Here is a 13,417-nt window from a genome sequence, read left to right as displayed (position 1 = left end):
ATCTGGTGTGCGTGGTGACTCCCGCTGATCGTGTCCGTCTCGACCTGGTCCACCTCACTCCCGCCGGGCTGGCAAGCCTCCTGCGCCTCTGAGGCCCTCCGAGGACCTACTTCGCAGCCGCAAGGCCGGCGGGTGTGGGGGCAAGAACCGTCGCGATAGTGGGATCGGTCTGGCTCCCACCCGACTGGATGATGCCGGCCTGAGTGGTTTCCGACACCAGCAGCTCCGGCTGCGCCAACGACGTCAGCGCCTCGACCACGTCGAGAACGGGGTATGAGCGCCGGTCCGCCAGGTAACGCGCCACCTGACGCGCCGCAGGCCTCGGCAGGGCGACCTCCTTCGGGACCTGCGCATCCGCCGCGATGAAGGAGGTCACCACCTCCCACGCCATGTAGAACACCTCGACGAAGGCACCGTCGTAGGGGACCGGGCACACCACCAGGTTCCTCTTGTCGTCGAGATAGACGACGTCGGACTTGCCCTGGCTCGCGGGCACCAGACCCATCCGCAGACCCCGAGCACCCGTCAGCGCCGAAGGGTTGATCTTGACTGTGGTTCCGACCCACCCGTCCGAGTCCGAGTTGCCCAAGAACAGATCTGCTTTCCACAACCCGTCGATGCTCTGGGGCAACCGCGACTTGTTGCCACGCGTCCGAAAGGCGGCGGCGGCCGACGCGATGTGGCGGCGCAGCAACGGCGGCCGGCCGACCTTCGCCGTGACCAGCTTTGAGTCCCAGGTCAGCAGGTCCTTGGCGGTGTCGATGAGCTGCTGGTTCCCGGCCTTCTCGACCCCGAAGAGGATCGACGCTTGCTGGCTACCCGTGACCTTGCACAGCTTGAGCGCGTCAGCGATCCGCTCCTGCACGGATGACTCACCTCGAGTAACGGCGTCGTGCACCGCGTACTCGAAGCAGATACCGGTGTCGCCATCACCAGGCCGGTGGTTCCGAGCGAGCATGAAGAGCGGAACGTTCTCGTAGCCCCCGAGCTGGGCCGCGACGTCGCCCTTGAGCGAGTAGAGGACACCAGTGAGGATCGGCCCGACCACCGCGGTGATCGCGGACACCTCGTCCGCCACCGGGCTGAGCTGGTGCTGCTCACGGATCTCCACGACACCCCACCCTAGAGCTCTGGACTCAGAGGGCTAGTGGAAGAAGCGTCTTCTTGCCTACGACGGTGAACCTTCGGAGACCGTGATCATCCGGCGAGTGACAAGTTGCCTGTCACAGAATCCGGGCGCTGACATCTTGCCTGTCGCGGAACCAGCCCGAAGCCACACCTGAACTTGTCAGCGTGAGCGGGAGTTCGCTGACAAGTTCCACGGCAACGGACACCTCCAATCACGGGAGAGATTCGGGCTGACTGTTTCAGGCGCGACCGCAGCTAACCCCTCGGTTCCCGCACATCCGTGTGATCGCACGGGTTAGCGGTCATACTCTGAGCAAACGAGACGAGAGGTGGTGCGACATGGCGCAGCCCCGAGGTGCAGAGCCCGGCGTGACCGGCTTGGCCGAGCCCCACGACCATCCGGTCGACCCGGAACGGGTCGCCCACGCACGGGCACGCGGGTTGTCCGCCGACGACGCCGGGCGGCTGGCTGCGCTGCTGTCCCTGCTGGCCGACCCCGTCCGGTCCCGGATCCTGTACGCCCTCGACGAGGTGGAGGAGCTCTGCGTCGGCGACCTCGCCCTCGCCCTGGAGTCGACGGAGGACTCCGTAGGCTATGGCCTCAAGATCCTGCGGACCGCCGGTCTGGTCGCGACCCGCAAGCAGGGCCGGGTCGTGTTCTACCGGCTCGCTCCGGGCTTTCCCGAGCCGCTGCGCCACCACTGCTTCCGCGAGCTGGTCTCGATGACCCGAGCGGCCGAGGAGGACGACCGGTGAGCCTGCTCGGCGCCGCCTGGCACCAGCTTCTCCGCGCGCTCGAGCGGACCGGCTCGATGACCTGGGAGATCACCTGGGCGCTCGTCCTCGGCTTCACGCTGTCGGCGGCGGTGCAGGCCGTCGTCCGGCGGGAGTCGATCACCCGCCTGCTCGGCGGGAATGGTCCCCGGTCCCTGGCCGTCGCCACCGGGCTGGGTGCGGCGTCCTCGTCCTGCTCGTACGCGGCCGTGGCACTGGCACGTTCGCTGTTCCGCAAGGGCGCGAGCTTCGCGGCGGCGATCGCCTTCCAGATCGCGTCGACCAACCTGGTCGTCGAGCTCGGCATCATCTTGATCCTGCTGATGGGCTGGGAGTTCGCCGCCGCCGAGTTCGTCGGCGGACCGATCATGATCATCGTGGTCGCGCTGCTGCTCAAGTTCTTCCTTCGACCGCGCCTGCTCGAGGCCGCGCGCCGGCAGGCCGACCGCGGGCTGGCTGGTTCGATGGAGGGTCACGCGGCGATGGACATGAGCGTCCAGGGCGACGGGTCGCTGGTCCGCCGACTGACGTCCGCCCGGGGCATCACGTCGGTCAGCCACATCTTCGTGATGGAGTGGGCGGCCGTCCTGCGCGACATCGTCATCGGTCTGCTGATCGCCGGCGCCGTCGCGGCCTGGGTGCCCGACAGCTTCTGGCGGGCGTTCTTCCTCGTCGACCACCCGTTCCTCGCGAAGGTGTGGGGTCCGATCGTCGGCCCGGTCGTCGCCGTGCTGAGCTTCGTCTGCTCGATCGGCAACGTCCCGCTCGCGGCGGTGCTGTGGAACGGCGGCATCAGCTTCGGCGGCGTCGTCAGCTTCATCTTCGCCGACCTGCTGATCCTGCCCGTGCTGATCATCTACCGGAAGTACTACGGCCTCAGGACGGCTGCCCTGCTCGCGGGCGTCCTCTACGTGGCCAGCGTCGTGGCCGGCTATGTCGTCGAGATCGTCTTCGGGTCCACCGGACTCGTCCCCGGCCAACGGATTGCGCGGGTCGAGACGACGCACCTGTCCTGGAACTACACGACCTACCTCAACATCGCCTTCCTGCTCCTCGCCGCCGCCCTGGTCGTCCGGTTCGTCCGGACGGGTGGGCCCGCCATGCTGCGGGGGATGGGCGGCGGCCCCGACGACATGACCGACCACGACCACAGCTCCCACGACCACGGCGCCCACGACCACAGCGCGCACTCGACTCCGACCGCAGAAGAAGGCTCCTCATGACGTCTCGCACGCAGCTCGCCCTCGCCGGCGCCCTGGTCGCCCTGGTCCTCGCGGGCTGCTCGACGGGGGCCACCGCGCCGGGCGGCGCCAGCGCGGCACCCACCGGGTCGGCGAGCGCGCCCGCCTCGCCTGCCGCCGGTCCGGGTACGCCCGCCGTCGGCCAGCACGGTGCCGCGGACATCCAGTTCGCGACGATGATGATCCCGCACCACACGCAGGCTGTCGCGATGAGCGACACGCTGCTGAGCAAGCAGGGCGTGGACGCGAAGGTCACCGCGCTGGCCACCCGGATCAAGGCCGAGCAGGCACCGGAGATCATCCAGATGAGTGGCTGGCTGGCCGGCTGGGGGCAGGACCCCAGCCCGTCCTCGATGGGGGGCATGGGCGGGATGGGCGCCGGTGACGGCCTGATGAGCCAGGCCGACATGGACGCCCTCGGTCAGGCCAGCGGCGACGACGCCGCCAGGCTCTACCTGACGGGCATGATCAAGCACCATCAGGGTGCGGTCACCATGGCTCAGACCGAGCTCGCCCAGGGCCAGAACCCGGACGCGAAGAAGCTCGCGCAGAGCATCGTCATGACCCAGAAGGCCGAGATCACCGAGATGAACGGGCTCCTCGGCGGCTGAGACGTGTCAGGCCGCGTCGACGACGATCTCGACGCGGTCCCACGACGTGTTGGCATATCCCTTCGGGTTCCACAGCGACGCGGGTGACTCGGGCTGCTGGGCGCCGGCGTCGTCCCAGGCCCGGACGAGGAGGGTGTGCGGGCCGCCGGCCAGGTCGACGCTGGTGCTCCACAGCGTCCAGGCCCAGCGGTCGGTGCGGCGGCCGAGGTCGGCCTGCACCCACGTGCTGCCGCCGTCGGTCGACAGGTCGACCCGGGCGACGGTCCGGTCTCCGCCCACGTAGGCGTAGCCCGAGATGTCGGTGCGGCCTGCGGGCAGCCGGCTGCCGTCGAAGGGGGCGAGGATGGCGGCGTTCACGACGACCGGGCCGAGGGAGATGCCGTCGCCGGGACCGGCCTGCGTCGGGTCGACGTCGGGCGGAACGATGCGGTAGGCCGTGGCTTGGAAGTAGTTGTCGGACGGCTCGGGCTGGACCGTGAGTCGTTGAACCCACTTCACGCTGCGAGCGCCGATGTAGCCGGGGACGACGACCCGGACCGGGGCGCCGTGGGCCTGCGTGAGCGGTGCACCGTTCATCGCCCAGGCGAGGAGCACCTCCGGGCCTCGCGCCTTGGCCAGCGGGACCGACCCGCCGTACGGCTGCGGCGGGTCCGCGAGCTGGGACACGTCGGGGGCGTCGAACGCCACGTGTCCGGCTCCCGGAGCCGGGTCGAGCCCGGCCGCGTCGAGGACGTCGCCGAGCCGCGCTCCGGTCCACTCGGCGGTCGATGTCGCCCCCCGGCCCCAGGGGTCCTCACCCGGGATGTCTTGGACCTTGATCAGGTCTGCCCGCCGGTTGCCGGCGCACTGCAGGGTCGCGGTCACGGTCACATGGTCGAAGGCCTGCAGCTGGGCCAGGGTCAGCGTCAGCGGCCGCGACACCGCACCGTCGACCCGCAGCGACCAGGCGTCGGGGTCGAGCTCGGGGATCGGGCCGTGGTTGCGGCTGTAGAAGGTGCTCACCGGCGTCACGAACTCCTCGACCAGCACCCCCGGTGGTGCTTCGGCGTTGAACGGGTCCCGTTCGTGCACGATCATCTCGTCGCGCTTGCCCCAGCTGGTCATCGGCTGATTCCTCTCCTCGTCCTGGCCATCGACTCGTACCTGGTCCTCCTGGTCCTTCGTCACAGGGCGATCAGCAGCACCAGCGCGGCGGCCACGGAGACCACGAGGACCGTCGACACGACCATCATCGCCCGGCTGCTGTCGCGACCGGCGATGTCGCCCTGCTCGATCAGCGCCGCGGCCGTCCGGAACCGCCACGTCCCGTAGAACACCCCGACCGCGCCCACGACCGCGAGCAGCACCCCGGCGACCAGCGGCCCGAGGTGTCCGGGGTCGAGTAGCCGGGCCACCGCGAGACCGACGACCATCAGGCTGACCGCGGTCCGCAGCCACGCCAGATAGGTCCGTTCGTTGGCCAGCAGGTCACGCGTCAGCGTGCCCAGGTGCTCGTCGCTCACCGGACCACTCCGTCTCCTCTGACTGTCGGGGCTCCCACTGTGGCACCGCACGCGGCTCGAGCCTGGGGCGGGGATCACGGCGTGCGCGCCACCAGGGCGAGCAGGTCGCGGACAGGGCCGGCGGGCGGATCGGCGCCACCGACCCAGACTGCGCGGAGCAGGCGGCTGACGGTGAGGTCGCGGGTCCTGACGAGGACGAGCGTGCCGGCGCGGAGGTCGGCCTCGGCCGCGTGGCGGCTGAGGAAAGCGGGTGCACCGCCGGCTCGTACGGTCTCCCGGACCGCGGTGGAGGTGGTGACCTCGACGGCCGGTGGTGCGGTCGTCAGCCCGTGCGTGGCCAGAGCCTGCTCGACGACCTCGCGGGTGCCGGACCCGCGTTCTCGCGACGTCAGCGCCAGCCCGGCGACCTGGGCCGGGGTCAGCGGTGTGCGGCGGCGGGCCAACCGGTCCGAGGCGGCAGCGACCAGCACCAGCTCGTCGCGCCCGATCTCGGTCGAGGTCAGGCCCGCCGGGCGCTCGGCGCCCTCGACGAAGCCGAGGTCGGCCTCCCCTGCCGCGACGGCGCGAAGCACCTCCGCGGAGTTCGCGGCCCGCAGGCTCACCGAGGTCGCGCCGTCACGCGTCTCGGGGTGCGCCTGCTGCTGCCGCAGAGCCACCAGCCAACGCGGCAGCAGGTGCTCCGCGACGGTCATGCTCGCGACGATCCTCAGCTCCCGGTCACGCGCGCCGCGCAGCGCCGCGATCGAGGCGTCGACCTCCTCGGCGACCTGCAGCATCCGGGCGGCCCACTCCACCATCAACGTCCCCGACGCGGTCAGGGTCGTGCCGCGGGCACCACGACTCAGCAGCGGCACCCCGACCTGGCGCTCCGTGGTCGTCAGCCGCTCCGACGCGGACTGCTGACTCACCCCCTGCACCCGGGCGGCCGCGCCGATGCTGCCCGACCTCGCCACCTCCAGCAGCAGGGCCAGCGAGTCCAGGTCCGGCAGATGCCCGCTCAGTGCCACAGGGGAACCCTACCCTCGGTCACAGGCAGCGCCTGTGCATCAGCAGGGAACGGCACCCTACTGCGACCGACCGGACCCGAGCACGCTGGAGCCATGGCCCTGACACCGACGCGCAGCCCCTCCCCGATCGCCCCGATCGCCGTGGACGCGACCCACCCCGGGCGCCGCTCGGGGTTCCTCGCCGAGCTCGAGGGCCAGCCCACCTTCGGCCACATCACCCCGAACTGGTTCGCGTCGGTGATGGGGACCGGGATCGTCGCCAACGCCGCCGCCACCCTGCCGGTCCACGTGCCGGGTCTGATCGAGGCCGCCCGCGTGGTGTGGCTGCTCGACCTGCTGCTCCTGCTCGTCGTCACCGCGGCCACCGTGGTGCACTGGGTCCGCCACCCCGACCGGGCCCGCGCGCACCTGGCCAACCCGGTGATGTCGCACTTCTACGGCGCCCCGGCCATGGCCCTGATGACGGTCGGCGCGGGCGCGATGCTCGTCGGCCGCCCGGTCATCGGCGACGGGCCCGCACTCGCCCTCGACGCCGTGCTCTGGACGGCCGGGACGCTGCTCGGTCTCTGGACCGCGGTCGCGGTCCCCTACCGCGCCTTCACCGACCACGACGTCAAGCCCGACTCCGCCTTCGGCGGCTGGCTGATGCCCGTCGTCCCCCCGATGGTCAGCGCCGCCACCGGCACCCTGCTGCTGCCGCACCTGCCCGCCGGGCAGGCACGCGCCACGCTCCTGGTCGCCTGCTACGCGATGTTCGGGCTCACCCTGATCGCCAGCCTCGTCATGATCACCCTGATCTGGAACCGCCTCGTCCAGCACAAGATCGGCGCCGCCGCCGCCGTCCCGACCCTGTGGATCGTCCTCGGCCCCCTCGGCCAGTCCATCACCGCCAGCCACAACCTCGGCGAGGCCGCACCCCAGCTGCTGCCCGCGCCGTACGGGACCGCGTTCCACGCCCTCGGCCTCGTCTACGGCCTGCCCGTGTGGGGCTTCGCCATGCTGTGGGCCGCCCTCGCCCTCGCCGTCACCGTCCGCACCGCCCGCACCGGGCTGCCGTTCAGCCTCACCTGGTGGTCCTTCACGTTCCCCGTCGGCACCGTCGTCACCGGTACCTCCGGGCTCGCCGCCGCGACCGGTCTGCACCTGTTCGTCGTGCTGGCGGTCGTCTTCTACACCGCTCTCGTCGCCGCCTGGCTGGTCGTCGCCGTCCGTACGGCCCGAGGGGTCTACCGCGGCCGCCTGCTGCGGGCAGCATGACCGGCCGGGCCTCGTCGCCCGAGCACACCGACCGGAGTACGGTCACCAGCGGCGATGGATTCCGCCGGAGGTCGCGACCTCGAACCGCCGCACGGCTGATGACTCCTGGACGCTCACCCGTCTGGAGGCACGCGCGATGACCGCCGAAGCGCCACCCGTATCCCCGATCCTGCTCGGGACGACGCCGCAGCAACCGCCTGAGGTGCTCGAGGTCGCCCTGTCCCTCGCGCGACGATCCGGCACTCTCCTGGTGTGCGCCCAGGTCGACCCGATGGCCTACGTCGTCGAGGAGCACCCGGACGGCTCCGTGGAGTCACGGCCCGTCGACCCCGACCGTGCCGACTGGAACAGCGCATCGTTCGACCACGACCTGACCGTCCGGATCCAGACCGCAGCGCGGGCGGCCGGAGTGCAGGTCACCTTCCGCAGCCTCGCCGGTGACGTCGGAGCCGCACTGGCCAGGCTCGCGGAGGTCCTCGGAGCCGAGATGATCGTGGTGGGCAGCCGCGAGGGCGGGGTCCGGGCGAGCATGCACGACTTCTTCAACGGGTCGGTGGCCGCGCACCTGACCCACCGCCAGTCCCGCCCGGTCGTCGTGGTGCCGGTCAACCCCACCCCGGTCGGCACCGCAGCACCGTGGGAGGAGCCCGCCCCGTGAACGAGACCCCCGAGCTCAGCCCAGCCGAGCAGGCCGTCGTCGACCCGTTCCCCGAGCTCCCGGTCGACCCGGACGTCGAAGCAGCCGAGACCACGACCGAGAGCGGCGTGAGACGTGCCCGCCCGGTCCACCTCGCGCCGCGCAACATCGCCCTCGTCGCCATGGGCGGAGCCGTAGGCACCGGCCTGCGGCTGCTGCTCGAGGACCTGGTGCCGCGTTGGGGCGGAGTCCCGGTGGTGACGCTCGCGATCAACGTCGTCGGCGCGTTCCTGCTCGGCCTGCTGCTGGAGAAGGTCGCCGACCCTGCGCTGGACGAACGCTGGAGCCGCCGCGCGCGGCTCGGACTGGGCACCGGCGGTCTCGGCGGCTTCACGACCTACAGCGCGCTGGCCACCGACACCGCCCTGCTCGGCCACGGGCGTCCCGGTCTGGCGGCCGCGTACGCCGGAGGCACGGTCGTCGCCGGACTGCTCGCCTCGATCGGCGGGATCACGCTGGCCCGCGCACTACGGCGCACGGCGGACGACGGTCAGGCGACCGGCGCGTGAGCGGGCTCCTGGCCGCCGCACTCGTCTGTGTTGCCGGAGGTGTCGGCGCCGCCGCCCGGTTCGTCCTCGACGGGGTGCTCCGGCAACGGCTCAGCTCGGCGTATCCCCTGTCGACAACCATCATCAACCTGTCCGGGTCGCTGCTGCTCGGCCTGCTCACCGGTCTCACCCTGGGACACCTGGTCGACCCGCGCTGGCAGCTGGTCCTCGGCACCGGGCTGATGGGCGGCTACACGACCTTCAGCACCGCGAGCTTCGAAGTGGCGCGACTGGTGGAGGAACGACGCTGGGCCGCGGGCACGACGCACGCGCTGGGCACGGCCGTCACCGCGGTCGGTCTCGCCGGCGGCGGCCTCGCGCTCGGACTGGTGCTCAGCCGGTGAGCGCGCACCCTTCCCGTGCTCGTCCACCCCGACGGCGCAGGCGACCGCGAGCACCGACCGGCTCCGACCTCCGACTTCGCACCGGAGGCGCGAAACAACCCCGACGACAGGTGAAGCACTGATGGACTCGTTACCGCTGTGGCTCCTCGTCGCGATCTTCGTCGCCGCCGGGGTGGTCGTGTGGGTCGCCGGCGTCCGGCTGTCGAAGAGCACCGACGTCATCGATGCGCACTTCCACCTCGGCAGCGCCCTGGGCGGGCTGATCATCCTCGCCGTCGCCACGAACCTGCCCGAGATCGCCATCACCGTCAGCGCCGCCGCCTCCGGCGACGTCTCGGTCGCGGTCGGCAACATCCTGGGCGGGATCGCCCTGCAGACCGTCGTCCTCGTCGTCCTCGACGTCTTCGGCCGACGCGGCAAAGGCGTACGACCCCTCACCTACCGGGCCGCGTCCTTGACCCTCGTCGTCGAGGCCGCGGTCGTGGTCGCGGTCCTGGCCGTCGTGGTCGCCGGCACCCAGCTACCCAAAGGCCTCCTGATCGCCCGGCTCACCCCGGGCAGCGTCCTCATCGTGGTGATCTGGCTGGTCGGGCTGCTGCTGGTCCGCCGCGCCGGACGAGGCCTGCCCTGGCACGAGGACGGGCACGCCCCGGACACCTCCCCGCCGCCGAGCAAGGGCCACCACCGCAACCCGCCCCAGCACCGCTCGAGCACCAGGAAAGCCCTCGTCGTGTTCGCCGTCTCCGCCCTCGCGACGCTGGTCGCCGGCGCGGTCCTCGAGCTGGCCGGCGACGCCGCCGCATCGAAGATCGGGCTCGGCGGCGTCCTGTTCGGCGCCACCGTCCTCGCCCTCGCCACCTCGCTGCCCGAGATCGCCACCGGACTGCAGTCGATCAAGCAGGGCGACGACAGCCTCGCCATCAGCGACATCTTCGGCGGCAACGCCTTCCTCCCCGTGCTCTTCCTCGTCGCCACCGTCATCTCCGGGCAAGCCGTGCTGCCACGGGCCAGCGCCGCCGACACCTACCTCACTGCCCTCGCCCTCCTGCTCACCCTCGTCTACCTCCTCGGCTTGCTCTTCCGGCCCCGCCGCCGAGTCCTCGGGATGGGCGTCGACTCCCTTGTCGTCCTGGTCCTTTACGCCCTCGGCGTCGCCGGTCTCGTCGCGATCGCCTGAGGCAGCCGACGGCACCCAGCTGCGCCGTCCTCGAAAGTGACCAGACTCCTTAGCTCGACGCCAATGACCGATCACACTCCGCGGCGAAACTGCCGACCACCGTCTGCACAAGCAGCTCGACGTGTCCTGGAGCGTTCCGCCTGGGCTGCGTCGGACGGGATCACAGCGGTGGCAAGTATCGGACGCGAAGATCACCCGGGCGCTGACATTGATACTGGAACGCGTCCCCGCAGGTCGTGACCCAGGCGCTGATTGACGCTCCTCGGAGCTGTCTTCAAGTTGTTCAGTCCGGCCTGCGGGGACTGCGCCGGCCGATCTCGGGGATGACCTCATAGCGCCTCTGTGTCAAGCAGCGCCCGCTTGGGACGCTTCGTGGTCGTTGCTCAGGCGGCGGTAGACGGTGTCGGAGAGCCGACGCTTCAGGGCTCGCCGGGCCTCTTTCGGGGTCTTGGACTGGGCCAGCTTCTTCAGGTAGTACTCCCGACCGGGTCCGGGATGGCTGATCTGGTAGATCGCGATGACGTGGATCGCGGCGTTGAGCTGGCGGTCGCCGCGGCGGCTGAGCCGGTGCCGGCTGTGGTCGCCGCTGGAGGCGTCGATGGGTGCGGTGCCGTTGAAGCTGGCGTAGTGGTGAGTGTCGGGGAACCGGGCCACGTCGCCGGTGTGGCCGATGATCTTGGCGGCCACGACCGAGCCGACGCCGGAGATTTCGGTCAGGCTGGTGCCGGACTGAGCGACCAGCGTGGCGATCTGGTCGGTCAAGGTCTTGATCCGGGCCTCCAGGCCCTGCAGGCCGCCGAGCAGATCTCGGGCGAGCTGCTTGCGGGCGGTGTCGGTCGCGGTGGTGGGCCGGACCTTGCCGAGCAGCGCGGCGGCTTGGTGGCTGGACGTGCCGGTGGGGGCGCCGCCGGGGATCAGCTCGCGGAGCAGCCGGTGCAGCCGGTTCAGTCCGCTGGTGTGCTCGTGGACCAGGTCGTCGCGGTGGTCGCTGACCAGGCGGATCACGCTGCTCAGGTCCTCGGGCTGCACGGGGCGCAGCCGGCGGTGGTGCTGCGCGACGAGCGCGACCGCGATGGCGTCGTGCACGTCGGTCTTACGGCCGTGCCCGGTCGAGAGCACCCGGGCCCGAGCGGCCAGGGTCGCGGGCACGTCGACGACGTCCTCACCGTGGGCCAGCAGCCGCTGCGCGATCCCCAAGCCGAGACCAGTGGCCCCCTCGACCGCCCACCGTCGGTCCGGCCAGGCCCGGGCGAAGACCAGCAGCTCCTCAAGGGTGGCCGTGTTCACCGGCAGCCGGACGTTGGTCAATGCGTCACCGTCGGGGCCGAGTCCGACCCGCGGTGAGGGTGGACTTGTGAGGGTCGATGCCGATCGTGATCACGTCGGGCCTTCCAGGTCGCGGGGTGTGGGAGTCCGCGATGGGCAACCTGACTTCAAGACGTCTCATGCCTCTGCTGAGCCACACCACGGCCGGGTGTCAGCGGGATCGGCAGGCTATTAGAGAGCCAACCCCAAGAGGCGGCAAGGAGCACTGCGAGCCAGTCCCGCCGACACCCTCAGCACACCACGACGAGTCGAGGGTGCCTAGACCCATCAGAACAAGTCAGGAGCTTGGCAGAGCCCCATCAATGTCTTGTCTGCCCGGGATCGGCCGACGCTTCACCTGTCCGGTTCAGCAGAGAGGCTGGCTCCAGCATGGCAGCAGGAAACCCTTCTACCCGTCTGGTCGGCGGTATCGACCCGCACGCTGACACCATCCACGTCGCCGTCGTCACAACCCTCGGGAAACCGGTGGGTGACGCCGAGTTCCGCACCGATCCCGACGGCTACCAGGCAGCGATCGCGTTCCTCACCTCGAGCGGCACGATCGAGCGGGTCGGCGTCGAGGGCGCCGCTGGTTACGGTGCCGGGATCACCCGCGCCCTGGCCGTTGCCGGCCTGGACGTCGTCGAGGTCGAACGCCCCACCCGCTCAGACCGGCGCCGAGCCGGGAAGACCGACCAGATGGACGCCTACCACGCAGCCCGGTCCGTGCTGGCCGGTCGGACGAGCCCGATCAAGGGCACCGAGGTCGACGCGCTGCGGGCGCTGAACCTGGCCCGACGCTCCGCGGTCAAGGCCCGCACCGCCGCCGGCAACCAGCTCAAGGCCGTTCTGGTGATGGCGCCCGACGACGTGCGCAGCCGCTACCGCGGGCTGAACACCGACCGGCTCGTCGACGCCCTGCGCCGCGTCCGCCCCGACCTGGTCAGCGACCCCACCAGCACCGCCGTGCTCACCGCGCTGAAGTCACTCGCCCGGCGCCACCGCGACCTCACCGAGGAGATCGCTGCGCTGACCGCCCACCTCGACACCCTCGTCACCGCCGCCAGGCCTGCCCTGCGAGAGGCTTACGGCGTCGGTCCCGACGTCGCCGCGCAGCTGCTGATCACCGCCGGGAACAACCCCGAACGGCTGTCTTCGGAAGCCTCATTCGCGGCACTCTGCGGCGTCGCACCGGTCCCAGCGTCGTCAGGCAAGACCCACCGTCACCGGCTCTCTCGTGGTGGCGACCGCCAGGCCAACGCCGCCCTGCACCGCATCGTGCTCAACCGTGGCCAGCACCACGCGCCGACGAAGGCCTACGTCGCGCGTCAAACCGAACGCGGCCGCACCCCCCGCGAGATCCGTCGGATGCTGAAACGTGCCGTCGCCCGCGAGGTCTACCGCCTGCTCGTCCGCGACTGCCCGGTCGCCGTCTTCAACGACCTCCGCCCCGCCCGACAGGCCAAGAACATCACCCTGCGCGACGCCGCCCGCCAGCTCGGGACCTGGCCCTCGGTCCTGTCCAACCTCGAACGCGGACTGCGCCGCGACCACGACCTCACCACCCACTACCGCGACTGGCTCCAAGCCGCCTGACCCAGCCGCCGCTCCCCCAATCAGCTCAAGAAGGGGCTTTACAAACGATAGGAGCAACAACTCGAGTGACACAGAATCCGGCTACTGCCAAGATCATTGGCGCAGATCGGCCCTCGGGATCGCCAGCAACTTGTCATCCGAGCGTCGGGGCACTGCCAAGTTCGGTGATACCGGACAGCGGCGGCGCGTGGGACTACCTACCGCCTCGTTGTCGTCGCCGCACCCTCCAT

13 protein-coding genes, 1 pseudogene and 1 riboswitch are annotated in these 13,417 nt (G+C 70.9%); of the genes and pseudogenes, 9 read left to right on the top strand and 5 right to left on the bottom strand.

Features of this window, described 5'->3' with window-relative positions; all coding sequences use genetic code 11:
• Positions 1-106: 106 nt before the first annotated feature.
• A complete protein-coding gene (locus FHX39_RS09945) occupies positions 107-1,111 on the bottom strand; it encodes a hypothetical protein (RefSeq protein ID WP_183338006.1) in 1,005 nt (334 codons plus the stop codon).
• A gap of 356 nt (positions 1,112-1,467) precedes the next feature.
• Between FHX39_RS09945 and FHX39_RS09940 the strand changes: the two genes are divergently transcribed.
• The 3 genes from FHX39_RS09940 to FHX39_RS09930 are packed head-to-tail and all read left to right on the top strand — an operon-like array spanning position 1,468 to position 3,754.
• Positions 1,468-1,884 carry an ArsR/SmtB family transcription factor gene (locus FHX39_RS09940; RefSeq protein ID WP_198423344.1) on the top strand — a complete coding sequence of 139 codons (417 nt, stop codon included), beginning with the start codon at positions 1,468-1,470 and terminating at the stop codon, positions 1,882-1,884.
• Entirely contained in the window at positions 1,881-3,125 is a 1,245-nt protein-coding gene (locus FHX39_RS09935; protein WP_198423343.1) for a permease, read from the top strand. The genes FHX39_RS09940 and FHX39_RS09935 overlap by 4 nt, the downstream gene beginning before the upstream one ends.
• Entirely contained in the window at positions 3,122-3,754 is a 633-nt protein-coding gene (locus FHX39_RS09930; protein ID WP_183338004.1) for a DUF305 domain-containing protein, read from the top strand. The genes FHX39_RS09935 and FHX39_RS09930 overlap by 4 nt, the downstream gene beginning before the upstream one ends.
• Positions 3,755-3,760: 6 nt before the next feature.
• On the opposite strand, the gene FHX39_RS09925 is transcribed toward FHX39_RS09930, so the two are convergent.
• From FHX39_RS09925 to FHX39_RS09915, 3 genes are all read right to left on the bottom strand, one after another.
• Entirely contained in the window at positions 3,761-4,858 is a 1,098-nt protein-coding gene (locus FHX39_RS09925) for a sulfite oxidase (protein WP_198423342.1), read from the bottom strand.
• 59 nt (positions 4,859-4,917) lie between these two features.
• Positions 4,918-5,256: a YidH family protein gene (locus tag FHX39_RS09920; RefSeq protein ID WP_183338002.1), complete on the bottom strand. Its 339-nt coding sequence runs from the start codon at positions 5,254-5,256 to the stop codon at positions 4,918-4,920.
• Positions 5,257-5,330: 74 nt separating this feature from the next.
• Positions 5,331-6,263, bottom strand: a complete 933-nt coding sequence (locus FHX39_RS09915) for a LysR substrate-binding domain-containing protein (RefSeq protein ID WP_332836761.1) — start codon at positions 6,261-6,263, stop codon at positions 5,331-5,333.
• Between the two features lie 93 nt (positions 6,264-6,356).
• On the opposite strand from FHX39_RS09915, the gene FHX39_RS09910 reads away from it, so the two are divergent.
• The 5 genes from FHX39_RS09910 (at position 6,357) to FHX39_RS09890 (ending at position 10,286) form a co-directional block, all read left to right on the top strand.
• On the top strand, positions 6,357-7,520 hold the full coding sequence (locus FHX39_RS09910) for a TDT family transporter (protein WP_183338000.1): 1,164 nt from the start codon (positions 6,357-6,359) through the stop codon (positions 7,518-7,520).
• Between the two features lie 41 nt (positions 7,521-7,561).
• Positions 7,562-7,635, top strand: a riboswitch (Fluoride riboswitch).
• A 21-nt stretch (positions 7,636-7,656) separates the two neighbouring features.
• Positions 7,657-8,178, top strand: a complete 522-nt coding sequence (locus FHX39_RS09905) for a universal stress protein (RefSeq protein WP_183337998.1) — start codon at positions 7,657-7,659, stop codon at positions 8,176-8,178.
• Positions 8,175-8,726 carry a fluoride efflux transporter FluC gene (locus tag FHX39_RS09900; RefSeq protein ID WP_198423341.1) on the top strand — a complete coding sequence of 184 codons (552 nt, stop codon included), beginning with the start codon at positions 8,175-8,177 and terminating at the stop codon, positions 8,724-8,726. The genes FHX39_RS09905 and FHX39_RS09900 overlap by 4 nt, the downstream gene beginning before the upstream one ends.
• Complete coding sequence (locus tag FHX39_RS09895; protein ID WP_183337996.1) at positions 8,723-9,109, top strand: fluoride efflux transporter FluC; 387 nt, start codon at positions 8,723-8,725, stop codon at positions 9,107-9,109. Before FHX39_RS09900 ends, FHX39_RS09895 begins: the two co-directional genes overlap by 4 nt.
• A gap of 121 nt (positions 9,110-9,230) precedes the next feature.
• A complete protein-coding gene (locus tag FHX39_RS09890) occupies positions 9,231-10,286 on the top strand; it encodes a sodium:calcium antiporter (RefSeq protein WP_183337994.1) in 1,056 nt (351 codons plus the stop codon).
• Positions 10,287-10,631: 345 nt separating this feature from the next.
• On the opposite strand, the pseudogene FHX39_RS09885 reads toward FHX39_RS09890, so the two are convergent.
• Positions 10,632-11,597, bottom strand: a pseudogene (locus FHX39_RS09885) (IS110 family RNA-guided transposase); the annotation flags it as partial.
• A gap of 384 nt (positions 11,598-11,981) precedes the next feature.
• On the opposite strand from FHX39_RS09885, the gene FHX39_RS09880 reads away from it, so the two are divergent.
• On the top strand, positions 11,982-13,187 hold the full coding sequence (locus FHX39_RS09880; protein ID WP_183337992.1) for an IS110 family RNA-guided transposase: 1,206 nt from the start codon (positions 11,982-11,984) through the stop codon (positions 13,185-13,187).
• Positions 13,188-13,417 lie beyond the last annotated feature (230 nt).

Source organism: Microlunatus antarcticus, assembly GCF_014193425.1.
Taxonomy (GTDB): Bacteria; Actinomycetota; Actinomycetes; order Propionibacteriales; family Propionibacteriaceae; genus Microlunatus; species Microlunatus antarcticus.
This window is presented reverse-complemented; position numbering and strand designations above follow the sequence as displayed.